Raw genomic sequence first — 24,060 nt, forward strand, 5'->3', positions numbered from 1 at the left:
TCAATAAATATTAAATATTGACAAGAACTCTTGGGGGTTGCCATACCTTGTTATTATAGGCAGAGGATATAAAATCCTCGTTATAACGGATGGTAAAAGGAATGTGTATTGTATTTGAGAATTTACGGAACGTACCTAACAGAGGTGGTTCAAGAGCGGGAGCAAAACCCGAAGAATGGTCATGGGTTTTAAAAGGCAGCTGCATATCACGAGCTTCATCTCCATCATGATGCGGAATATCGCTGTAATGATGCGTAAGGTAAGCCCAAAAAGTAATATTCTTATCTAGGTTTTTGTGCTCAAAATAATGCTGAAAAAGTACCGGCAGTTTCATTACTTCTTGCATCTCTGTACCAGAGATTACATAAAGTGATAGTAAACAATATATAAGCAACTTTTTCAAAATGTTCAAAAATAGATAAACTCAATTAAAAACAAAATGTGCATCACAAATTTATAACGATTATAAAAAACAAAAGGCTGCTTTAAAAGCAGCCTTTTTATGGTTATTCAAAATATTCTTTCATTTTTTCGAAAAAGCTCTTGTCGTTTTTGCCCGGTTGAGGCTTAAAGTTAGGAGAGTCTCTTAATTTCTCTAAGATGGCTTTTTCTTCTGCATTTAATGCTTTTGGTGTCCAGATGTTAACGTGAATGATCTCATCACCGCGATGATATGAGTTTACTTCTGGAATTCCTTTGCCTTTTAAGCGAAGCAATTTACCGCTTTGCGTACCGGGTTCTATTTTGATCTTGGCCCTGCCATCAATAGTGGGCACTTCTACGCTTATACCTAATGCAGCGTCTATAAAGCTTATGTGCAGATCATATATGATATTGTTGCCATCGCGTTTTAAAGTTTCGTGAGGCAGTTCTTCAATTAATATAATCAAATCGCCTGGAATACCGCCATTAGGGGCTGCATTTCCCTTGCCTGACATGCTCAGTTGCATACCTTCGCTTACACCTGCAGGTATATTGATAGATATGGTTTCTTCGCCACGTACCGTACCCTCGCCATGACACACATTACATTTTGCGGTAATCTGCTGACCTGTTCCATGGCAGGTAGGGCAGGTTGCCGTAGTTTGCATCTGGCCCAATATGGTATTGGTTACTTTTCTTACCGAACCACTACCCCCGCAGGTTTTACAGGTACTTACAGAAGAACGGTCTTTTGCGCCGGTCCCATCGCAGGTTTTACAAACAATCTGTTTGTTTACTTTTATTTTTTTCTCAACGCCATGTGCAATCTCTTCTAGCGTTAGTTTAACTTTTATACGTAAATTACTGCCTTTTGCTACCCTTCTACCTCCAGATTGACGACCTCCGCCTCCAAAAAAGCTTTCAAACGGCGAGCCTCCTCCAAAGATATCGCCAAACTGGCTAAAGATATCTTCCATGTTCATGCTACCACCGCTAAAACCGCCACCTCCGGCTGCACCCCCTACACCCGCATGTCCAAATTGGTCATACCGCTGTTTTTTCTCAGGATTGCTTAATACTTCATATGCCTCAGCAGCTTCTTTAAATTTGTCTTCTGCTGCCTTGTCATTTGGGTTTTTATCTGGATGGTATTTAATGGCTAATTTTCTGTAAGCCTTTTTTATTTCATCGGCAGAAGCATTTTTAGCTACCCCAAGTACGTCGTAATAGTCTCTTTTACTCATTTGTAATCTTTTCCTCTAAACTGTATTTTACGCTCCTACAACAACTTTTGCGTAACGGATCACTTTGTCGTTAAGGGTGTAGCCTTTCTGAACTTCATCAATAACTTTTCCTTTGAGTTCTTCAGTAGGAGCAGGAACCTGAGTTATGGCTTCATGTAAATCGGTATCAAAAGCTGCATCTTTCGAACTGATTTCTTTTAATCCACGTTGCGTTAAAATGCCTTTCAGTTTTTGCTGTACTAAAAGGATGCCTTCGCGTAGGGAATCTATATCTGTTGTATTTTCTGTGGCTTTTATAGCTCTTTCAAAATCATCTAAAACCGGTAATAAAGATACCACTACATCTTTGCCTGCGGTTTGCAACAGTTCAACACGTTCTTTTTGGGTACGACGTTTATAGTTGTCAAATTCAGCAAAAAGACGTAAATACTTGTCGTTTAGGGCAGTATTCTCCTGTTGTAATTTTTCTTCTGTAGACAATTCTTGCGCAGATTCTACTTCTTTTTCATTTGCATTTGAAGCCGCATCATCAGTGGTTACCTGATCGGTATTTTCTGCAACTTCTTCTGTTTTATTCTGATCAACCACAGGTTCTTCTTCTTTTTTCTTCTTATTAAACATGTGTACTCGTGTTTTTTAAATTTTTGTTTCTCAAATGTATTGCCAATGCATAAAAAACAGCCATAGTGTCAGTTTTAAGAAACAAAAGCTAACAGTATGGCTGCTTGTCAATAATTTTTGACAGTTGTTTATGCTATCTGTGCATCCTCATGTACTACTCCGTTCTCGCATTTGATGATGCGTGAAGGGAAAGTTCTGATGATATGGTAGTCGTGGGTGGCCATTAAAACGGCAGTACCGTTCTGGCTGATCTGTTTTAACAGTAAAACAATTTCTTCAGATGTTTCAGGGTCGAGGTTACCTGTAGGTTCATCTGCAAGAATAATTTCAGGGTTGTTGAGTAATGCTCTGGCTATTACAATACGTTGTTGCTCGCCACCTGATAACTCATGGGGCATTTTTTTAATCTTAGAGCGTAGGCCTACTTTTTCAAGTACGTCCTTTATGCGCTCATTGATCAGTTTGTCATCGTTCCAACCGGTAGCTTTTAATACAAATGAAAGGTTTTGTTCAATGGTTCTGTCGCTAAGCAACTGGAAATCCTGAAATACAATGCCTAATTTGCGACGTAAAAAGGGTACTTCTTTGTCTTTAAGGTTTTTAAGATCAAATCCGGCAACGCTTCCGCTTCCGTTACCTATATGTAAATCGCCATATATAATTTTTAGTAAACTACTTTTACCTGAGCCTGTCTGACCGATTAAAAAAACAAATTCGCCTTTTGCTATATTTAAGTTTACGTTAGATAATACCAGGTTTTTTTGTTGAAATACATCAACATTCTGTAGGTTTATTACGTTCTCTGCCATCTTATATGTCTAATTTTGTAACCTGGCCAAAAGGCAGGTCTTTAATGATGTTCATAATGTATTCCTGTTTATCACCAAAGCCCAGTTTTTCAAGGGATTTATCTGGCCGGTCTACCCTGAAATATGCCAATAAGGTAAAGCGCTCATCTCTAAGCTGTACATAATCGGGTATTTTAGCTATGCCTTTAACTTTAATAATATACATCAGCTCAAAAATAGTAAAAAAGTCTGAAGAGCGATATGGGAAGTTTAAAGAAATAGGGCAAAGACCCTGAAACGGGTTCAGGGTGACGCACGGTTTTGTAAAAAGTCCGAAGTCCGAAGTCGGAGCTCAAAGCCTGAAGTTTAAAGAAATTGGACGGGCAAGTGATGAAAGACCCTGAAACGAGTTCAGGGTGACGGCAATGTTAGCGTCATGCTGAATTGATTTCAGCATCTTTATTACTTTTAGACCCTGAAACAAGTTCAGAGCTTGCCCCGATTTTCGGGGATGACGCCCAGTTTTACGGGGTAACGCTAAATTAACGGTTTATCATTTAACCAATTTCAATTATTTAACCCATTTAACCAGTTAATTGTATCCACATTATCCGCATAATCCCACAGTTTTGGATGCTGACTTTGACCGAAAGGCAATACTTCTTTGTTTATATTTAACGTTGTGTTACTTTCAATACATTGTATTTCGGTTTCTTTTTCTCTCAGTATATTCTCTAGGGTATCAACAGAATCATATTCTTCATAGTAAAGTACTGCCAATGGCGAAGAGAATTGCTGATCTTCTTTTAAGAGCAGAAAACCATTATCAAAATGCTTTACGCCATTTACCAGGTATATAGATTTGTTGTAATCGTAATTGTTATTGTATTTAAAATGTTCTATGATGTTCTTATGGTTTTCTAATGGTTTAAAGAATTTTTCTATGTTGTAATGCCGCGGGATATAAATTTTGGAAATACTCCTGCAGCCCATACCATAATAATCAAAAATATCACTGGCCAGCTGTTGCATATCCTGTTCGCTTTCATTGCCATCTAAAACGGCAATGCTGTTCCTATTTTTACGGATAATGTGCGGTACTTTTCCAAAATAATACTCAAAATATCTGGAGGTGTTGTTGCTACCTGTTGCGATAACAGCATCGAAATTGCTTAAACGATCTACAAACTGGTAATGATTTGATAGGATTGGTAAATAAGTACATAATTGTTCTAAAAGCGCAGGCAGGAGCTTATTGTCTGATGATGACATTTTGATCTGTGCAATATTGCCCGTAGCCAGTACACATAATACATCATGAAAACCTACCAAAGGGATGTTTCCGGCCAGAATTAAACCGATGTTTTTAGGTTTAGTGCTGATTTCTATCTGGCTGAACCAGGTACCCAGATCATCGGGATTTAGCATTTCGCTTAATGCTTTCAAAGCTTTTTTTACTTCTGCTATAGTAAACCAGGCATTGTGGTTGTGGGCACTATAGATCACAGCTTCAAATGATGCAGAAGGGTTTTGCATGAAAATACCTAATTGCTTTAGCGCATATGCTAATTCTTTTTTGTCTGGTAACATATTTAGAACTATTTTAAATGTATTATGTGTTATATTTGCAGTGCAAAGTTAAACTTAGCAATTATATTTATTCGATAAGATGGCAATTAAAATAACTGATGAGTGTATAAATTGTGGTGCTTGCGAGCCTGAATGTCCAAACAACGCAATTTATGATGCAGGTACGGCATGGAGATTTTCTGATGGTACCAGTTTAGAAGGCATTATTGATTTTGGGGGCAAGCAGATTGATGCTGAGGCCGCCCAAGATGCGATTTCAGATGAAGTTTATTATATCGTTTCAGATAAGTGTACAGAATGTAAGGGTTTTCATGATGAGCCTCAGTGTGCTGCGGTATGCCCTGTTGATTGTTGCGTAGATGATGAAGATGTAAGAGAAACTGAAGAAGAACTATTAGCTAAAAAAGCCTGGTTACATCAGGAAGGATAAACTATCCTTAAGCTAAAGTAAAAAAGGACATCATATCGATGTCCTTTTTTACTGGATTGCATTTGAGTTTATAAACTAAATACAAAAGCATATTCTGCTGTAATCTTAGCTCTAAGAGTTTTGGTTGTGGCTCTGCGTAATTTTCCTTTAAGCGTGTATTTTACGCTTGTACCTGCCACAAAATCTTTCAGTTCAATATCTCCGCTTGATGGTATAGTAATGCTGGTGGCCTGAACATCAGGATTGCTGTTTAAATTTACGATAGCCTGAGATGATTTACCTGTAGCCGAAATCTCGCCACTTAAACTTTCTAAATTGGCCAGATTATTTGATGCATCACTACCATTAACCAAATCAATTTTAAAAGATTTGATCTTGATCGATTTGATGTTGTTCACCCCAAATCCTGCCGCATATTGTTTAACCAATGCGTTCAGATCAATATTTACATTAATGGTTCCTATGGTGGTTACAGTGTTGGTTGTAGCAATAGGATCGATATTAAATTCTACACTGTTAGGTGTAATGCTTACATTTTGTTCGGTAGCTTCTTTTAATTTTTTGCAAGAGGTTACCATAAACGCCGAACTGATCATCAGTAGCAGCAACAAAGGTTTTTTCATGATCTTTTGTGTTTGATTTGTATTTACAGATATAAAAGTAAAAAACTTGCTGTTTTATTTTATTATTTTTTTTAAAAATCTGATAATTAATGTTTTAAAAGCCTATTGTGTAAATTTTATTTTAAGGTTTTTTCAATTCTCTTATCAGGGATGAGCCACATCATGGCAACAATATAATAGAACAACAAACTAAGTAACGGATAAAAAAATGATACCGCAATACCTGCTATATAAAGCACTACCGAGCCTTTTTCCTTAAACCCTGAACGAATAGCCGCACTAAGTTTAGAGTCTTTACCTTCGTGCGCAATGGCATATTTTTCTAAGATAAGAAAAGCGATTGCCGCCATTACTAATATAATGCCATATACCGCCACCGGATTTTTCTCAAAGTGGTTTTCGCCCATCCATGCAGTGGCAAAAGGTAAAAGTGAAAGCCAAAACAATAGATTAAGATTTGCCCAAAGAACTTTTCCATTTACTTTTTCTATGATCTGAAAAAGATGGTGGTGGTTATTCCAATAAATGCCCACATACAAAAAGCTAAGCACATATGATAATATTTTAGGGAAAAGTGGTGTTAAGGTACTGAAAGAGTAGCCTTCCGGCACTTTGAGTTCTAAAACCATAATGGTAATGATGATGGCTAAAACACCGTCGCTAAAGGCTTCTAATCTGTTGGTTTGCATATGCGTTCTGTTTTTAAATTTATTTTAAAGCTAAATTTAATAAATAACGTGGGTTCGGTTTAAGGTTTTTTTTATATTATCCTAAATCTACGTTAAATAGATCGCGCAAATATCAAGTTATACGTCTTTGGTGTAAACTTTAAAGCCAAAAATACCTAGGCATATGGTTTTTAAGACTTCTATGCTAATGTACCATATGTGCAGGTTCGACGGTGTTAAGGTTTCCCCTTTGATTATTGCCTGGGCTCGCAGATCAAGTGCAGGTAAGATCCAAACACTTTGTATAAACAAGATTAGCAGTGGAACAAAATAGAACAGGTTGTGTTTAACAAGAATTTTTTTACGCAGGTAAACCAGTTCTGTTAATATGGCAATGGCAAAGATCCATTCCATTTTATTTAAAGCGGCAAACACCAGTTTTCCTATACCCAAGCCCAATGTAAGGGTTATGCCGGGTGCCTTAAATTTAAGCCAGGCTTCCATAAAACTGATGGCACAGATAAATCCTATCCAAATGAAGGTTAAAGGAACTTTTACTTGAAAGTTTTTAGACATGATCTACATTAATGGGATGGATGAATTGTTTTGGTAATACTCAATTTTAGCTAAAAACATCAAGGCCATTCGGTTGGCTCTCCATTTGGCCTGTTCTGCTTTTTCGCCTTTAAAAAGCTCATCAACGGTTTGGCTAAAAACGCGCAGCCACTCGTCGAAATGTGTTTTGTTTACGGGTAATTTGGCATGTGGCAAAAATGGTGAGCCTTGGTAGGTGTGTTCTTCTAAGAGTATGGTTTGCCAGAACCGGTACATTTTTTCGAGATGCTCGGGCCACCTGTCTTGTATGATGCGGTTAAATATAGGGCCCAAAGATTGATTTACTCTTATTTTGTCATAAAAGCAATCTACCAGTTGTTTAATATGGTCTAAATTTTCTATGTCGCTGATTTCTTTCATTTCAGATGAAAATATCTTAAATAGGTACAAATTTTTTTAATGGTTGAGTACGGTGTTTCCTGCTTCTAAACTTTTGGCCAGTTCAAATAAGTTAGAACTATCTAACACATGTTTGAGTTCTCCGCGTACTTTTACAAATTTGTGGTGCATTGGGCAGGGGTCTTTTGCGTTACATTGTTTAAGTCCTAAAGCGCAGTTCTCAAAAAGGCCATTGCCATCTATGGCGCTCACAATGTCTATCAGTTTTATGCTCTTTACTTTGTTCTCGTTTATAAAATAACCTCCGTAGGGTCCTTTTAACGATTCTAATAATCCTTTTTGGGCTAATGAACTTAATATTTTACCTGTAAATGCTTCGGGTACGCCAGCCTCGTTTACCATATCGGTAACTTTTACGCGTTGCCCTTTTAAGGATTGTGATGCGATGTAGATCATGGCTTTGATGCCGTATTCGCAGGCTTTTGAAAACATATTTTATGTTGTTGAGATACAAATGTAATTATTTTTTATTTCAGACAAAAATATCGTAAATAAAAACAGCATTATTGCATAAGATCATCAAGAGGGATAAGGGGCTAATTGGGGATTAATCCCAAACGCCATTCATTGCGGTAAGTACAACGGGTTGGGTATCGGTAATGAGTATGGTATGTTCATGTTGGGCCATAAAACCGCCTTTGTTGCCTACCATAGTCCAGCCGTCTTCTAAGGTTTCTGCATAGGTAGAATCGGTTGAGATAAAGGTTTCTATAGCTACTACCGAATTTTTTCTGAACCTGCGCTGATCGTATTTGTTCCTGTAGTTCAACAATTCATCCGGTTCTTCGTGCAGGCTGCGGCCAACGCCATGTCCGCCCAGATTTTTGATCACTTTATAGCCTCGTTTTTTGGCTTCTGTTTCTATAAGGTGGCCAATATCGGCAATACGTACGCCTCCTTTTATATTACTGATGGCTTTTTTGAGGATGTATTTAGAGGCTTCTACAAGTTTTTGGTGTTGATATAGGTCTTGGCCCAAAACAAATGAATTGCCATTATCGGCCCAAAATCCATCTAATTCTGCCGAAACATCTATGTTGATCAGGTCGCCTTCTTGCAATATTCTTTGATCTGAGGGGATGCCATGACAAAATTCATTGTTTACACTGATACAGGCACATCCGGGAAAATTATAGGTAAGCAATGGTGCTGATTTTGCGCCGAAATCTGCCAGTATTTTTGCGCCATATTCATCTAATTGCTTTGTGGTTATGCCTGGCTTTGCGTATAAAGTCATTTCTTTCAATGTGCGTGCAACGGCTTCGCTTACTTTTTGCATGCCGGTTAGTTCGGCTGTATTAGATATAGACATAAAATCTGTTTTTATTGTACGTGTGTATTTAAGCGCATCCTCAGCAAAGGGTAGCCTTTGCCCAGATCGTCTTTTTCGGTTCTTTCAAATACCTCAAACCCCAAGTTTTTGTAAAACCTAAAGGCACTTTGGTTCTGCTCGTTCACATCTACCTCAGTGGCATTGAGCGTTGATATGGCAAATTCCATGAGTTTTTTACCTAAGCCTTTTCCAAAATAACTGGGAGATAGGAACAGCATCTCGACCTTAACAGCAGATGTTGCAACAAAACCAATCATTTCTGTACCATGGTTTAAGCTATAAACATTGAGCGTAGCAAAATCGAAGTCTTGCAATAGTTTTTTAATAGCTAAAAAATCTTCATTGCTCAAAAAATGGTGTGTAGCCAGAACCGATTTTTCCCATAAGGCAAGCAGCTGTGCTTTTTGCCCGTCTGTGTATTTTTCGATTAAGGGATTAAAGTGCTCCATGATATTTGCCGCTTTGTTCAGGGCCTGCAAATATAACGAATATGCCGTTATTTGTGTTTTTACAATATTTAGAGGCCAGAGCGGCAATATCACGGGTTATCTGTGCTGACGAGTTGCAATCGCAATTGCTTAACCTAAGTACATAGATGTTTGCTGAACGGAATGTAAGTATCAGTGGTCTTAAAGCTAAACATGCTACTGCAAAAAGGATAGTTTACGAATCTTTTTTCTTTTGTTCGGTATATGTTTCCTGGTATAAGTTGTTGGGTTTCAAATAAACTACATTGTGCTGGAAATCCAGTATGGTATTGAATCTTTTCAGCACTTCATTACCTAAAATATGGATGTTTTCATCTTTTAAAGGTTTGTTGCCTGTTAAAACCTGTACAGGAACATTTTTTAGTTCGTGATTACCCAGTTTTAGGCTGTTTAAGTCGGATGTAATAACCGGGATTTCGTTACCCATGGCACCGCGCATCATTACTTTTTTAATAACCTCCATTTTTTCTACCGGAAATTTATGCTGTTTCAGCAGGTCGTTGTCGAGCATGGCGGTTCTCTGGTAACCGGTATCAAAGAGAAACCAGTCTTTGTTGCTTGTTCCGCTTTGTGCAATTGTGCCTGATACTAAAAAAATACTGCTGAAATAGCGTATATCTAATTTACTGTAGGTTTTGTCTTTTACAATGCTTGCTGGTAGTTTAGAATGTACGATCATCAGGTTTTTATCATAATTGAGTTCTACGATCATGCCGTCAAACAGATCCCAGCCAAACCTGCCATCGGTATCATGTCCGGTTAGTTCTGTATCAAAAACATTGGCTTTGTAGCTGTGTTTTCCAATTTTTAGATCGTAAGGTGTATTGTAAAGTTTTAAATCTGATTTGATTTTGTTCTTCAGTACATTTCGGGTTAATACGATTTCGGTGGTACCGGTATCAAAATTGAAGTTTAAGGTATCTTTAGCATTGAGCACCGCTTTTACATAGATGGTATTTTCTTTGTTAATGATCAGGGGAATGGTATCATGTATTTCGGGGCTGGTCTTACTGAAATCTTTGCGTTCGGGGCTTTGTATGCGGGTATAGCATGAATCTTTGCCATTTAGCAGCACGATAAAATCTTTGCTTTCGCCCGGTTTTAGCTTGAAATTCAGTGAATCTATATCGGTTTTGAATTTGATGGGCGTGAGTGTGGTTAATTTATTTGTACTGAAAACATCTATTTTTATTTTGGGATCTATGTTCCAGTTATTGATCTGGTTATTTTCTGTGTAGATCTTGGCCTTGTTTGAACTTGCTTTTACAACGGGAAGCTGCTTTTGTGCTAAACAAAGGTTAGCGATGAGGACGAAGGGGATGAGGATACTTTTTTTCATTTATAAATCTTATTTGTCTTTTACGGCATTATTGTACTGTTTTAGCGCTTTGTTAAGCGGCATACCTTCTTTATGGATGCTGTCGCAAAAACTTTTGCAGGCTTCTGGATCGGGGCTGTCTTTACATTGTTTCATGCAATCTGACAGCGTATTGCGGGGCATAATGCTGTATATGTTAATAATGAACAAAACCAAGAAAATAACCACTGAGCCAGCAATGGCAAAGAATTTGGTGGGGAATTTAGTACTGATTACTGTCGGTTGCGGTGCCTGATCGCGTTTAAAGGGCAGTATGTATTTTAATTTATCGTAATCCCAGCAAAGCAGGTAGAGGTTTGCCAATACCATTAATGGTGATGACAATAAGGATCCATCAAATCGTACCGCATGCGAAAGAATACATATATTGAGTATAATGGGAAAATACAAGAGCGCACCCAATGTTGCCGTACGGGGAATGAGCAAGAGCAGGGCAGCCGTAACCTGTAAAATACCTATAAAAGTGTAATAATAGCCCGTTAAGTGTAAAGCTTCCAGATAATGCCCCATAGGGTGGTTAACTGAAAGTGAAGTAAAGCGTTCGCCCATAATTTTTACCATACCTGAAGGCAAAAATCCGGCGGCTAAAGTAATACGGTTAAATACCGTAAAATACCTGAGCCAGCGGTTTCCTTTTAAATGGGCATGCAATTGGTCTAATTTAGCAGCAAGGGGCATAACTTAATAGCTGTTTAGATTGAAGATGCTAAAATAGAATTTTAAATTTATTTGTGGTCTAATTCTTCGTCTCTTCTATAAAGGCCAGGATATAGCCATCGGGGTCTGCAATGTAAAATTCTTTGGCATAAGGCATGTTTCTTAAGGGCTGTACAATTTCTATCGATTCGGCTAAGGCCCTGAGGTAGAGGTCCTCTATTTTATCTACTGAAAAGATAAGGTCAATATCTTGGTTGTCTCTTTTTTGCATCCTTTCTTTTAATAGTGGTTTGCCCGATTTAAGGTGGATGGAAAAATGATCCTTGCCCACAGCAGCATAAAAATTTTCGTAACTAAAGGCAAGGTTGAAACCTAGTTTGTTTGTATAGAAATTAATGGATTGCTCCAGATTTGAAACGAGCAATTGCGGGCTCATCTTTTTTAAATGTGAATAGATACTGCTCATAACACGTGTTTTTGTTGTTTTAACTGAAAAACATTGCTTTGGGGGTCTTCTCCATCGCACAGCAGGTAAGCATAATCATCCTATGTTTTAATTGCTCTCATGGCTACACCTTGTTCAAGTAAATGTGTTCTTACTTTATGGATGTCGTCTTCTATTTCAAAAACCAGTTTGGTATTGTTGTCAAATTTATAGCCTTCTTTGATTTGGTCTGCATACATTTATGTAAACCAATTTTAAATGCACCTGCACTTAATAGTACCCATATAGGCAGATCTTCTTCAAGGATCTGGAGCTTTAAAATTTCGGTGTAAAATGTTTTTAATCGCTCAACATTTTGCACATATAATATAACTGAATCGAGTTTGAATTTCATGATCCTAGGATTAGGTGTTGAGCGTGTAATGTGATTAATCTAATTTAAGCTTTGTTTTTGGAAAGTAGAAGAAATGGGTGGATTAATTATTATGCTGTCGCATTTGTTAAGCTTTTTGTTAATTCTTAGTTTACCTAATTGTTATATTTTGTTTATTATTCTCTTAAAATATCCATAATCTTTATCTACTAAAATTCTTCTGTCAAGATAGCAGTTAAACATTTCACAAGATGTTTCAGGGAGCAAAGTACAACTGAAACAAGCTGAAAGATTAAGATTTGCAACACCTTGTCCATGTGTATGATAACAAATCGGGTCTGTTGCACAATCAGTAGCACGAATCATTGCAGATTCTATCAATTTTCCTATTCGGTCATCATCGCAGATGGATGTAATCCCGCCATAACTCCCCTCTGACCCAGCAATAGTATAAATTAAAACTCCATTCATTGTTAAACTCTCATCTATGTATAACCTTTCTTGAATAGAAGTTGATGGATAACCACACAAATATTCCAATTCTTTAATAATTAAATGAGAAAATGTATGAATAAGAATATATTTAGGATTAATTACTAAGTCTTCATCAAAATTTGAATCTAAATAACTGTGATTACCAATAATAATATCTATTCTCTCTTGTATTTTTGGATTACTTGAAATCCACCTATCTAAAAGATTATTATCAAACTCAAAAAATATTCCTTCTCCAAAACTTTCAACTGCTGGTAAATATTTTGTATTTACTCCATAATTGGAAGTGAATTTTTTAGTTATACTTTCGGTTGTTATTTTTTCAGCATCTTCATCTTCTAAAAATGAATTGGTTGAAATCGGCTCTTGTCTTGTGTAAGAAGTTTGAACAGATGTAATTTTTATCTTATCCATTTTGTAAATGGATTTTATTAAATCGTTTTGAAAGAAAGTAGTATCAATTTTATTAAAAATTAATTTGTCCTCGACCCTTTCGCTACTATTTTCAGTAATGTATTTATACTCATCATAACGGTATTGATTCTCTGTTTTTGCAATCTCGGCTTCTCTTTCACTAAAACTATTATCAATCAAATTTTGAATTAGTTGTTCTGAAAACTCTCGGCTATTTTCATTTTTCAAAATTTTCAAAATCTGTGGAATAGTAAAATCATCTTCGTAATACTCCTTTATCTTTTTAATTATGGTTTCATTCAATTCATCATTCGCAGGAATATAGATACTTGATAAAATATTAGGATAATAGACACTATTACTTGAACGGATAACAGGTTTGAATAAAATATCAGTTTCTCTTGTATTTGGTAGCAAATCTTGAATTTTTACTCTCAAATTAAACAGACCTGATAATGTTGCAAAACTGATTTGTTCTCCATCTTTTCTTTTTGTCATTATCCAAATACCTTTCAAATCATCTAATTTATCAGAAGTCTTGTATTCAAATATTGCATCATCTGGAACCTGAATATTTGAAAGTGTGATAATTTCTTCTTCATCGGTTGCTGTACTTTCAGTCTCTTTTTTCTTTCCTTTCTTTTTTACATCTAAAAATAAAGCCCATTTATCCCAAGGAATATCTGCAATTTCTCCGTTAGGTGCAGTTAAAATAAATCGCACTTGCTCCAAATCGAAAAATTTTCGTTTTTTATCTCTGTTTTTTACGTAACAACAATAACATTTGGGCGGATAAAAATAACTTCGTTCAGTATTAGTGGTTTTATGCTGACTTTCTACATTGTTATCCCAATTGCGTTTCCAGTTATCTATTCTATCAAAACGATGACAATTATTGCAATAAAACCATTCTGGAAAATATTTGGCAGATAAAAAAGCAAACTTATTTTCGGGGTCATATCCTTTTATTAATTCATTTACAGGGATTTTAACCAAGTTTTCTAACTGTTGGAAATATTTACTTAAACGGTTTTTAAACCTTTTATCTATAATAAAATTGTGTTCCTCGAATCTTTCGTTTACAACCTGAAAGAATGGCCATTCATCAAAATTATCAATTAAGATAGAGCCATCTCTTGTTTCTATAATAGAACCAACTCCACCATAAGAACTTATGGCTTTTCTTGTTTGTATTTGTTCAAATTGCCCCATCACTTGTTAATTATTTTTACAATGCTGTTCGTATCTATTTCTCTCATTGACATCATTAAACTCCAATCATCTAAATCTGACATTTTTTTAATTAGGATTTTATAAGTCAAATCGCCTTCTTTTGAAGTCCACTTATCAACCAAATCTTTTAATTTATCCAAAGCATATTCTAATTGCTTCTTGTTTTTAATTCTTTCGGAAATGAATGTCTTTAATTCTTCATAATTCCCAACAAAATCTTTTGCTCTTTTGTCTGGGTACAAACCTTGCTTATGTCTGACAAAACAAACTAATAAACTCGCTAAAACTTTATCCAAAGCTATTTCTGTAAAAGGCGTTACACTTAATGGTTCCACAAACTTGTAATAAGTATTATTAAACGGCACATAATTTTCAAAATACGATTTATCTCTTGAACGATTTGCATCTAATAAATTGACTACTATTCCCTTGTCTTTTCTTCCAACACGACTTGATGCTTGGATATATTCGGCAACGTTTTTAGGTTGCCCGTTCATCAACATTACATTCAATCTTTCTATGTCTATTCCAACAGAAAACATATTAGAAGCTAAAACTAAATCAACTGTATTGTGTACAAAACTCCAACCGTCTTTTGACACTAACTGAAAAGGTTCTTCTAACTCGTTTAGCAATTTTTTAATTGAATTACTTTCAACCCTGCTTGTTAATTCTTTTGTTCTGCCCGATAATCCAAAATAATTAAAGCCATAAAGTTGTTTGTTCAAATGATAACGATTGTGTAACAATTTCAAGAAATCTAAAATTTCAGCAGGTACTTTATTGTAAATTTTACCAACATCACGCAAACTATTATAAAATGATACTATTGTCCAAAAATTATCTTCCTTACTAATAGCTTCTTCTCGTGTTAATTGCTCTTTTTCCTGCAAATATTTGAATAATTCGATACGAGCTAATAATAAATTCCCTAATATTCGTATCTGTGAGTTGAGAGCTGTTTTACCTGTTGGCATAAATCCAATATGCTTTCTTTTGCTCTCATCAGAAACGTAAGAAAAGAAATTGTCATTATAGGTTACTCCCATAGGTGGAAATATATTCAAAGACCTGTTTCCATAAAGCATTGCAACTTGTTGTTCTGTGTTTCGAGTTGTTGCCGTAGAAGTAATGATTTTAGGTTTTCGGTTTCCTTTCGTCGATAGCATTTCTACAATAGATTCATACAATCCAGTAATAGAACCTAATGGACCGCTCAATAAGTGTAATTCATCTTGAATGATTAAATCGGGTGGCAATTTGTTTTCTTCCTGAGAATTAAACAATTTATGTCCTTCTTCTCTATGAGAAAGCATTGCGAATTTATCAACTGTTGCGAAAAGTAATGTTGGTGGATTTTGATAAATTTTATCATCTACAAAATAAATCGGTAGTTCCTCACTAAATGCACAATCAGGATTTAAACAATTCGTTGAAAATGATTTATCTGTTGCAGAATAACCTAAATCGTATTTTTCATTTTGATTTTTTGTAACCAAATTACAACCACACCAAGAACAACTTGTAATAGGAAAAGTGTTTACTTTCTGATAATTACCCTCTTTTTTATTGTTGAGTTTTACAATTTCATCATTTACATTTTTCCATATTTTTTGAGCATCTTTATATGAATTTGGTGTAGTGGAAGCTCCAACCCACATTCCAATTGAAACTTTTTCGTTTCCAAAAAAGTATTCATTATCTGATTGAAAATTTCTTCTTAAAAAGTCCAATGACAAAATAAGTTTTGTTGCTCTTTCAAACTGTTGAGCGGTAAGCAACCTCAATGTATAACGCATTATTACAGAAACACCATCAGCATTTTCACCGAATAAAATTCTTCTACTTATAATTGTGAATGCGGTAATTGCTAAATATGCTTCTGTTTTTCCACCACCTGTTGGAAACCAAAGTAAATCAACAATGCTATTTCTATCATCAGAATCTTCATTGATTATTGATTCCAGATTCAATAAGAAGAATGCTAATTGAAATGGTCTGTAATTTGGATTGAATGAATGATTTTTGAAAAAATCTAAATCATTATAATTCAAATTTTTATCAATTTCGCTTAATTCAATTCCCTTTTTTCCAAATAATTCTTTGTTAGAAATAAGCATTTGGATATACATTGCTGTATTAGCGATTTGAAAAGATTTAAATGCAACTTCGTTAGAATTAAGAAATTCTATATTTCTAACTAACCTTTCATAAGTGGCGTTTTGCTTTTCTAAAATTGTATCTAATGATTTTTTAAAATTAATTTCCGCAATAGTAGTTTCCTGCTCATTTGTTATCCAATCTTTATACTCTTTTGCAAATAGCTTTAATTTTTGAATAATGGTTGATTTATCTAAATCCGTCCAAATTGAAAGTTTTTTCAATGCTGTTATTTCTTTCAATTCTTGCGGAAAGGTATCTTTGAATGCGTTACTGTAATTTTTAATATCAACATCGGGTAAAAATGTTGTTTTTAATTCGGTTGGATTCGTATCATTATCCCAAGCAACGGCACAACCGTGACCAATTCCAAAAGAATATTCTTGTCTGTATTGAAAGTTGATTAGATTAAGTTCTTCATCAAAGGGATTTATTTCTGCAAGTTGTTTGTAGGGCAAAAATTCAGTACCTGATATTTTTATTTCTCCTTGAAATATTGCACTCCTGTTTAATTGTTCATTACTATATGAGAATTTGTTCTTTGGGTGATTTAATCTATTTGCCAATAAGATTTTTATGAATTTACCATAATCCGTTTCATAAATCTTTTTGTAATAACACGTTATAATTGACTTATCATCTTGATTTTCGTCTATTGGATATGCTACTGATTCATCAACATTAATTTCCTGTAAATTAAGCGTTACTGTTGCAGGTTCTCTTTTTATACGTTTCCAAAGACGACCTAATAATAACTCCGCTTTTTTGTAAGGAGTACTGTCGAGTAGCTCTGCTTGTCTTTCATCTTCTCTAAATCGTTGTCTAAAATTCCGAACATCTAAATCTCCTTTTTCAAAAACTTCTTTATTCAAAGACATTTGCCCTCTTTCAAATTTAAAATAACTACTGATGTAATTATAAGGGTGTTCAACAAACCAACGATAATCTTTTTCTTCAATTTGAATAACCGCATTTACTGGCTCGATTTGAATATACTTTGCATAATTAAATGTTACATCAATACTTTTTGTTTCTTTTGGAACACAAAAAGTCAGCCCAAAATTAGTTGGAAAATATTGGTTAGCTTCTGAATATTCTTTTTCAGGTTCTACATTGTTGGTTTTATTAATTTCTTCTTCGTTTGCTTCTCCGTTTTCATCTGATAAAGTAAGATTTTCTTCTAAATCGTCATCTTCAATTTCAGCATTGGCATCGATGGTTTCTTTTTCGCCAACTGATGTAGCTGTATCTCTTTCGGGAAACAAGATACCTGAATAATACCTACTCAGAGGATAATCAGAGATGATTTCATTTTCAGTATCCGAAACGAAAACATCAGAGCCGGGGCCAATCAGATTATTTTGAATGGTATCTCTAAAAATTAATCTTGGTTCGTCTATGTATTTACTCATTTACTATTGTTTTTTTAGTGACCGTCTTTTGTTGGATTGTTGCTGTTAATTTTTTCAAAATGTCTTCGGGTAATTTGCTTAAAGAATCGCTTATATCGGTTTTATCTGAAGCGATATAATCCAACAAATCATTTCCTAATATTTTCCCTGCTTGTTGTCTTATTGAATGGTCTTTTTTAGAATAAATTTTAAACTTTTCAAATTCATTTACAATCAATTCATTTTTATAGCCATTATTTACACAAAATTCCCGAATTGCTTCTAATGTTTTCATTATTGGAAATCTTGTTGGGGTGTTTTCAGCAAAATAAAATTTGAATGTGATGTAATTTATTTTATATGTGTCAAAAATTAGATTATATAGTTTTTCAATACCGCCAAAATCTAAAGATAGTTTTCTCAACGTTTCTTTCCAGCTTTCTGAATATTCATCAAAAGAATCCAATAAGTTTTCAGTATCAAAAATTTTCAAAATCCGTCTAAACTCATTTGGACTATTGTTTTGATAAAATCTAATAGTTGCGTTATCATACAATTCTCCAATAGTTGTTTTTATTTGCTCCCCATTTTCAACAACAAATACTCCTTTTGTTGAATCAAACTTATCTTTAGAACTATCATCAAAAACAACTTCATAAATTACCCTTTCTTTTGGTAAGTCAATGATTTCATTTGGGTCTGTTTTAAAATCCTCATTATTCAAATCAAAGGAAAAAATATCGTCTAATTCTCTTTTTTTGCTTTCTTCAACAGTAGTAAAATCAGTCTGAACAAACTTTTTCCTGTCTTTGTGGGTCAATCTCGTTTTTTCTTGATTTTGATAATCTCTTTCTACATTATCAAAAGAAATTTCATCAAGATTTTCATAAGAAAGCACTTGACAAGCACCCTTTATTTGTTTTGCTTTTAAAAACAAATCTTTGTTATTCAAATAGGGTATAATAACTAACTTATTTTCAGAATTTTGATTGTCGTTTAACCATTTGTCTAAATATAATTTTGAATTGTCAATTCGTTTATCGCTTATCAAATGAATATTGTTAATCCGTTCGTTTAATAGTTGGTTATTTATAGCATCATAATTTTTCTTTTCTACAACTAAATAAATTACTTTTCCTTGATATGATTTTGCTTTCTCTTTTATGTAGTTCCATTTTAAATTTTCGTCTTCCAAAGATTTAGAGATTTCTGAAAACTTATCAAAAATGCGTTGAGTGTAATTTTTAATTGTATCGGGATTATAAACATCTTTTCCGTAAAAAAGCTTATTGATTTCTTCTGAAAATGCTTCACTTTGAAAAAAGTAATTAAGTCTATCTAAATACTCTTGAAAAATTCCTTTGGAAAGGTTTGTATTTACTAAAAGCATTCTCATAAAGAAGTTTGTGTATTTCAGCATAAAAGAAAGGTTTACCCCGCTCTCATCTTTTATTTTATCTACTTCAGATTTTAGTTCAACAATTAAAGAATGTAATTTTTCATCACTTATTTTAATCTTTACAAGACTGTTTGGCTCTTCATTGTTAGCTATTTTAACCTCATCATTTGACCAAAACCATTCTAAAAACTGATTTTCAGTATTTGGTTTTTCGGAACCTATAAGAATAATAGTTTTGTATTTGCCTCTATATTTTTCTTGAAGTATAAAATCAAAGTTATTCCTATATTTAGGAGCTCCAATGATGATAATTTCATCGAAGCACTCATTGTTATTCAGCAGAAAGTTTTTTGCAGAATCAAAATCATTACAACATTCTACTAAATAGCTGAAAAATGGTAAATCATTACTTATTTTTCCGTTTTTATTTGTGTATCTAATTGGTAAAAATTTACTTTCATTGAAAAACTGTTTTTCAGCGATTACCAATGTTCTATTCTTAAAATCAGTTATAAATGGAAAATCTTCGTTGAAATTAGAAGATAAAAATTCACGATAAGAATCTACGTTCTTTGCCGATTTTTTTGTATCTACTAAATTTGGATTCAGTTTTGTGTAGAAATGTTTTTTTAGCAAAAAGTCATTAATTCCAATTTCGTTCTTTTTAGGAAACTTAAAGTTTATTTTTATTTGCTCCGAGAATGTGTCTTTGACAATGAAAATCCTGTGTTCTCTATTGTATTTTCTATAAATCAAGTCTCCTTTATTCAATTCAGGAGCTGTATTCTCGTAATTAAAATAATTTTGATAAAGTTTGATTAGAACTATAGAATGAAAAATTGAAGAAAAAAAGTTTTTTCTGTATTCGTTTTCTGATATGCATATGAAAAAGTCGTTTTTATTTGAACTGTCATCAAGGATGTAATGATAAATCAAATGAAAATTTACAAAATCAAATATACTGTACTTTTCAAAATCAGTTTCTCTTAAATTGATTTCGTCAGAGTAATGTTTCTGAATTTCGGAATATATTTGGTTTAAATAGTTTTGGATTTGTTGTTTCATTCAATGCCATTCATGTCCTTTTGCTTAGACGACTGATAATTAGTAAATATGTGTTATAAATAATGTTTGTCCACCCATTTTCGGAAAGATTGTACAATCTATAACTAATAAAAATTGTTCGGCAAATCTAAAGGAATTCCGAGCGGTTAATTAATTCTAAAGTAGTATTTCAGTTTCATATTTACAAATGACCTTATTTATTGTTTGCAAAGGTTGTTGTGCTATAGGGTAGACTCTGATACAGCTTGTCAAGATACTTGGTGAAGTTCAAAGGTGACATTAAAAAGATTCGTCATGCTGAATTTTTCATTAGGTATTTATCTTTCAATGGTATTCAAGAAGGCTACGCCGTTTAGTTGAGCATATTTAATTACCTTAATAATATCTCTAAACGAGGAAGAGACCATGAGACGAGTTCAGAGCTTGCCCCGATTTCCGGGGATGACGGTGGTATTAGCGAGGTGATGTAGGCCTTTAGGAAATTCATTACTTGTGCCAATTTTTGGATGGATGTTGATTATATTGATCACTAAGTGTAACAGTTGAGAAGGTTTTAAAATTTTAAATTGTTGATATTCAGTTGTTTGTTTGTTGTTTTGTGGACATTTTAGTACTTTTATTGTGTCGTTGTTGTGTGTTTCTTGTGCCATTGTTGTGTTGAGGTTGTGTATAGGCTGTGTGGTGGTTGTGTTGTTTCGTTTTTCATTGCTCGTTGTTTGTCTTTCGGCTTTCAGCTTCCAGACTTACATATATTTTCAAATCCGTATATCTTTTGTTAGTTTTGGCTTAATTCAATTACAATTATTTTCAGATATATATGAACCATTGGTTAGTGAAATCAGAACCTGTTAAATACAGTTGGGAGCAGTTTAATAAAGACGGTCAGACTTTTTGGGACGGCGTTAGAAATTACCAGGCCCGCAACAATTTAAAAGAAATGAAAAAAGGCGACCTGGTTCTGTTTTACCATAGTAATGAAGGCAAGCATGTGGTGGGTGTGGCAAAAGTGGTCAAGGAATTTTATCAGGATCCGACAACATCTGATCCTAACTGGGTAGTGGTAGATCTTGCTCCTGTAGAAAGCTTGAAAAATCCGGTAAGTTTAGATCAGATCAAGGCTGAAGAAAGCCTGAAAGATATTGCACTGGTGCGCCAGGGGCGTTTATCGGTTATGCCTTTAAAAGCAACCGAGTTTGATAAGATATTAGAGATGGGTAGCTAATGAAAACACTTTTAATTGCTCTTGCTTTAATATTGGCAGGTTGTTGTTTAAATGCACAGCAAAATTGGGAAGTTAAAGTAAGGACTTATTCTTATAAACCTATTCGGGGCAGCTTGAAAAAAGTAAATGCTGAAGGTATAGGTATTGAAGATAAGAAAGGCAATTATTACATATTCAAGCCAACAGAAATCCATTCAATTAAGATCAGGAAAAAAGGTTTAGGTTTTGGGGAGGCAGTAGGTAGTGGTGCTTTAGTGGGCTTGAGCATAGGTATTTCTGTATGGTCTTTAGATAAAGGAGAAAATAATACAGCTAATATGGCTAAACTTACAGCTGCATTAGTAGGTACAGGGGCTGTGGCCGGGAGTATGGTTGGTGGTGTGGCTGTACTGATACGCAAAGGCTTTACCTTAAAAGTTAAAGGAAATCCTGATTACTTCACTGCCAACTATAATCGCTTGGAGCCTTACGTAGATCGTACTGAAATTAAATATGTAAGCTATTAAGCAGGATTTTCTGGTATGCTTTTTCTTCTGCTAAACATTAAGCCCATACTCATAATCAGGCTTGAGCCCAGAACAACCATAAATAAGAATGGTGTACCTATTTGGGGTAATTTAAGTTCTTGCGGAAGGTTGTAATACAACAGGATGCTGATCAGTCCTCTTGGCGATACAAATGCTTCGGGGAGGAAATTATCGCGTTTAAAGAAATATAAATAGGTAAAGCGGATTACATAAATGCTCATGAGTATAATAAGGCCATTGATGATGATATTGGCATCGTCTAAAGCATAAATGTCCATGGTAAAGCCAAAGATCACAAAGAAAAAGGTACGGATAATGAAAGCGGTCTCTGCCGATAGCTGGTAAAGCTGGGTAAGGTCGTTAGCCAGATTTTTGTAAATAAATACGCTCCTGAACCAGGCATGTTTAATGGCATCGGCATTATTTAAAAACAAGCCGAATGAAAGGATCAGTACCAAAGCCGACAGGTGGAAAGACTGGCCAATGGCATATACCAAAATCAGGATAGAAATAATGAGAAAGAACTTGATATGATGCCTTATACGACCCATTAAATACAATAAAGTAATACAGGCCACTACAGACAATATGAGGATCAATGCCGTGTTTATGCCTAACTGTGTAAAGGAGCTGAGCGTAATGCTGCGGTTTGAAATGCCAAAATTGAATAGGATTACGCCCAATATATCAGAGAAAGAGCTTTCATAAATGATAAACTCTCTACCATGCTTGTGCATACCGGCTGCAGATGGAATGGCAATAGCCGAACTGATCACGCTAAAGGGAACGGCGTTAACAAAGCAGAGGTATAAATCTTTACCGGTGATCTGGTAAATGATAAAGGTAATGGCAGCTACGGTAACGATCAGTATGGAGAGGGCTGATAAAAATGCCCCCTTGATCACTTTATTTTTTTCTTTGGCGTATTTTAGCTCTAAGGAGCCTTCAAACACGATCAAGATTAAACCTACAGTACCCAAAGTGGGCAAAATTTCTAAAAAGTTATAGGTATGTAGCTGTAGCTTATCAACCAAAAGCCTTAAGCCTATGCCCGAAAGCAGGAGCAATAGTACTGAGGGTAATTTTGTCTTACTTGCTACAAGATCGAACAAATAAGAAAAAATAACCAGTCCGCTTAATATGATGAGTACGGTATAAGTAGTCATTGGCTTAACAACTTACAGCTTAAAGCCGGTTTTAACTTTTAGCAAAAAGTGCCTTTAATTCTACTGCATCATCAGGTTGCATTTTGCCTGCCAGTACAAGTCTTAACTGTCTGCGCCTTAAAGCGCCGGCAAACAATTCTAATTCTTCAGGAGTTTCGGGTTTCAGTTCAGGAACCGGTATGGTTCTGCCGCTCTGATCAACCGCTACGAATGTATAATAAGCTTCGTTTGATTTTACTTTGGTGCCTGAAGGGATATTTTGTGCCCATACATCTAACCTTACTTCTACAGAAGTGTTAAATGAACGGGTAACTTTGGCTTCGATCGTAATCACATCGCCCAGTTTAATCGGTTGTTTAAACGACACGTTATCTACAGATGCAGTTACCACAATTCTATTGCAATGTTTTTGTGCCGAAATAGCGGCGGCAATATCCATCCAGTGTAACAGACGTCCTCCCATTAAATTATTTAGGGTATTGGTATCGTTGGGTAAAACCAGTTCATTCATGATGGTGAATGAATCTTCAGGGCGTTTTGTTTTATTCATGCCACAAAAATAAATAAAATAGCCGCTTTGCATTATTATTTTTTTGTAAAGAAGCATGGGAAGCTTTTTTGTGGAGTGTTTTAGGGGTTTAAAGCTTTGCTTTATTGCGCATCAGGGTTTTGAGGTTTTATAGACCTTGAAACGAGTTCAGGGTGACGACGGTATAAAGGGGTGAGGGTGATGTTATCTTCCTGCTGAATTTATTCACTGCGTAGCTTTTTGTTTTGCTTCAGCTCAACTATTTTAGTGTCTCTACGTTCAACTTTTTTTCGGCCTTTTATTTTTCGGTTAGCACCGATTGGCCTGCTCGCTTACGTAAACAGAAAAATAAGCAGCCTTGATTTTTTCCTTCTTTTTTATCAA

General features: G+C 34.9%; 25 protein-coding genes. 3 read left to right on the top strand and 22 right to left on the bottom strand.

Annotation, left to right across the window (positions count from 1 at the left end; genetic code table 11):
• Positions 1 to 10 precede the first annotated feature (10 nt).
• The 6 genes from ACLHG9_RS05875 to ACLHG9_RS05900 form a co-directional block, all read right to left on the bottom strand.
• Positions 11 to 334 (bottom strand): hypothetical protein, encoded by a 324-nt coding sequence (locus tag ACLHG9_RS05875; RefSeq protein ID WP_410220564.1) that lies wholly within the window; start codon positions 332 to 334, stop codon positions 11 to 13.
• 172 nt (positions 335 to 506) lie between these two features.
• On the bottom strand, positions 507 to 1,667 hold the full coding sequence (gene dnaJ, locus ACLHG9_RS05880) for a molecular chaperone DnaJ (protein ID WP_410220565.1): 1,161 nt from the start codon (positions 1,665 to 1,667) through the stop codon (positions 507 to 509).
• A 27-nt stretch (positions 1,668 to 1,694) separates the two neighbouring features.
• Positions 1,695 to 2,288 carry a nucleotide exchange factor GrpE gene (locus tag ACLHG9_RS05885; RefSeq protein WP_410220566.1) on the bottom strand — a complete coding sequence of 198 codons (594 nt, stop codon included), beginning with the start codon at positions 2,286 to 2,288 and terminating at the stop codon, positions 1,695 to 1,697.
• 128 nt (positions 2,289 to 2,416) lie between these two features.
• Positions 2,417 to 3,097, bottom strand: coding sequence for a cell division ATP-binding protein FtsE (locus tag ACLHG9_RS05890; RefSeq protein ID WP_410220567.1), 681 nt, complete (start codon positions 3,095 to 3,097; stop codon positions 2,417 to 2,419).
• Between the two features lies 1 nt (position 3,098).
• The gene (locus ACLHG9_RS05895; protein WP_243361929.1) at positions 3,099 to 3,302 is read right to left on the bottom strand and encodes a fructose-6-phosphate aldolase; all 204 of its coding nucleotides are present in this window, start codon (positions 3,300 to 3,302) and stop codon (positions 3,099 to 3,101) included.
• Positions 3,303 to 3,643: 341 nt separating this feature from the next.
• A complete protein-coding gene (locus tag ACLHG9_RS05900; RefSeq protein ID WP_410220568.1) occupies positions 3,644 to 4,666 on the bottom strand; it encodes an acyl-CoA reductase in 1,023 nt (340 codons plus the stop codon).
• Positions 4,667 to 4,745: 79 nt separating this feature from the next.
• On the opposite strand from ACLHG9_RS05900, the gene ACLHG9_RS05905 reads away from it, so the two are divergent.
• Positions 4,746 to 5,096 (top strand): 4Fe-4S dicluster domain-containing protein, encoded by a 351-nt coding sequence (locus tag ACLHG9_RS05905; RefSeq protein WP_243361933.1) that lies wholly within the window; start codon positions 4,746 to 4,748, stop codon positions 5,094 to 5,096.
• A 68-nt stretch (positions 5,097 to 5,164) separates the two neighbouring features.
• On the opposite strand, the gene ACLHG9_RS05910 is transcribed toward ACLHG9_RS05905, so the two are convergent.
• The 14 genes from ACLHG9_RS05910 to ACLHG9_RS05975 all read right to left on the bottom strand — a co-directional run bounded on the left by ACLHG9_RS05910 (position 5,165) and on the right by ACLHG9_RS05975 (position 20,232).
• A complete protein-coding gene (locus ACLHG9_RS05910; RefSeq protein ID WP_410220569.1) occupies positions 5,165 to 5,719 on the bottom strand; it encodes a hypothetical protein in 555 nt (184 codons plus the stop codon).
• Between the two features lie 116 nt (positions 5,720 to 5,835).
• The gene (locus ACLHG9_RS05915) at positions 5,836 to 6,408 is read right to left on the bottom strand and encodes a TMEM175 family protein (RefSeq protein ID WP_410220570.1); all 573 of its coding nucleotides are present in this window, start codon (positions 6,406 to 6,408) and stop codon (positions 5,836 to 5,838) included.
• A gap of 117 nt (positions 6,409 to 6,525) precedes the next feature.
• Positions 6,526 to 6,963: a hypothetical protein gene (locus tag ACLHG9_RS05920; protein WP_410220571.1), complete on the bottom strand. Its 438-nt coding sequence runs from the start codon at positions 6,961 to 6,963 to the stop codon at positions 6,526 to 6,528.
• A 3-nt stretch (positions 6,964 to 6,966) separates the two neighbouring features.
• The gene (locus ACLHG9_RS05925; RefSeq protein WP_410220572.1) at positions 6,967 to 7,362 is read right to left on the bottom strand and encodes a group III truncated hemoglobin; all 396 of its coding nucleotides are present in this window, start codon (positions 7,360 to 7,362) and stop codon (positions 6,967 to 6,969) included.
• A gap of 36 nt (positions 7,363 to 7,398) precedes the next feature.
• Positions 7,399 to 7,833 (bottom strand): RrF2 family transcriptional regulator, encoded by a 435-nt coding sequence (locus tag ACLHG9_RS05930; RefSeq protein ID WP_410220573.1) that lies wholly within the window; start codon positions 7,831 to 7,833, stop codon positions 7,399 to 7,401.
• 115 nt (positions 7,834 to 7,948) lie between these two features.
• Complete coding sequence (gene map, locus ACLHG9_RS05935) at positions 7,949 to 8,713, bottom strand: type I methionyl aminopeptidase (protein WP_410220574.1); 765 nt, start codon at positions 8,711 to 8,713, stop codon at positions 7,949 to 7,951.
• A gap of 11 nt (positions 8,714 to 8,724) precedes the next feature.
• Positions 8,725 to 9,183, bottom strand: a complete 459-nt coding sequence (locus tag ACLHG9_RS05940) for a GNAT family N-acetyltransferase (protein WP_410220575.1) — start codon at positions 9,181 to 9,183, stop codon at positions 8,725 to 8,727.
• Positions 9,184 to 9,397: 214 nt separating this feature from the next.
• Complete coding sequence (locus tag ACLHG9_RS05945; RefSeq protein ID WP_410220576.1) at positions 9,398 to 10,561, bottom strand: aspartyl protease family protein; 1,164 nt, start codon at positions 10,559 to 10,561, stop codon at positions 9,398 to 9,400.
• A 9-nt stretch (positions 10,562 to 10,570) separates the two neighbouring features.
• A complete protein-coding gene (locus ACLHG9_RS05950; protein WP_410220577.1) occupies positions 10,571 to 11,278 on the bottom strand; it encodes a DoxX family protein in 708 nt (235 codons plus the stop codon).
• A 58-nt stretch (positions 11,279 to 11,336) separates the two neighbouring features.
• Complete coding sequence (locus tag ACLHG9_RS05955; RefSeq protein ID WP_410220578.1) at positions 11,337 to 11,723, bottom strand: VOC family protein; 387 nt, start codon at positions 11,721 to 11,723, stop codon at positions 11,337 to 11,339.
• Between the two features lie 80 nt (positions 11,724 to 11,803).
• The gene (locus ACLHG9_RS05960; protein WP_410220579.1) at positions 11,804 to 11,941 is read right to left on the bottom strand and encodes a hypothetical protein; all 138 of its coding nucleotides are present in this window, start codon (positions 11,939 to 11,941) and stop codon (positions 11,804 to 11,806) included.
• Between the two features lie 296 nt (positions 11,942 to 12,237).
• Positions 12,238 to 14,196, bottom strand: coding sequence for a DrmB family protein (drmB, locus tag ACLHG9_RS05965; protein WP_410220580.1), 1,959 nt, complete (start codon positions 14,194 to 14,196; stop codon positions 12,238 to 12,240).
• Positions 14,196 to 17,789 (bottom strand): helicase-related protein, encoded by a 3,594-nt coding sequence (locus tag ACLHG9_RS05970; RefSeq protein WP_410220581.1) that lies wholly within the window; start codon positions 17,787 to 17,789, stop codon positions 14,196 to 14,198. Before ACLHG9_RS05970 ends, drmB begins: the two co-directional genes overlap by 1 nt.
• Positions 17,782 to 20,232 carry a hypothetical protein gene (locus ACLHG9_RS05975; RefSeq protein WP_410220582.1) on the bottom strand — a complete coding sequence of 817 codons (2,451 nt, stop codon included), beginning with the start codon at positions 20,230 to 20,232 and terminating at the stop codon, positions 17,782 to 17,784. Before ACLHG9_RS05975 ends, ACLHG9_RS05970 begins: the two co-directional genes overlap by 8 nt.
• A gap of 817 nt (positions 20,233 to 21,049) precedes the next feature.
• Between ACLHG9_RS05975 and ACLHG9_RS05980 the strand changes: the two genes are divergently transcribed.
• Positions 21,050 to 21,454 (top strand): EVE domain-containing protein, encoded by a 405-nt coding sequence (locus ACLHG9_RS05980; protein ID WP_243361970.1) that lies wholly within the window; start codon positions 21,050 to 21,052, stop codon positions 21,452 to 21,454.
• Entirely contained in the window at positions 21,454 to 21,960 is a 507-nt protein-coding gene (locus ACLHG9_RS05985; protein ID WP_410220583.1) for a hypothetical protein, read from the top strand. The genes ACLHG9_RS05980 and ACLHG9_RS05985 overlap by 1 nt, the downstream gene beginning before the upstream one ends.
• Here ACLHG9_RS05985 and ACLHG9_RS05990 read toward each other — a convergent pair.
• Both ACLHG9_RS05990 and ACLHG9_RS05995 read right to left on the bottom strand, forming a co-directional pair.
• Positions 21,957 to 23,147 carry a sodium:proton antiporter gene (locus tag ACLHG9_RS05990; protein ID WP_410220584.1) on the bottom strand — a complete coding sequence of 397 codons (1,191 nt, stop codon included), beginning with the start codon at positions 23,145 to 23,147 and terminating at the stop codon, positions 21,957 to 21,959. The two genes, ACLHG9_RS05985 and ACLHG9_RS05990, sit on opposite strands and share 4 nt — an antisense overlap.
• Before the next feature lie 31 nt (positions 23,148 to 23,178).
• Positions 23,179 to 23,697: an acyl-CoA thioesterase gene (locus tag ACLHG9_RS05995; protein WP_410220585.1), complete on the bottom strand. Its 519-nt coding sequence runs from the start codon at positions 23,695 to 23,697 to the stop codon at positions 23,179 to 23,181.
• Between the last annotated feature and the right edge of the window lie 363 nt (positions 23,698 to 24,060).

It is taken from the genome of Pedobacter sp. (assembly GCF_046462515.1).
Classification (GTDB): Bacteria; Bacteroidota; Bacteroidia; order Sphingobacteriales; family Sphingobacteriaceae; genus Pedobacter.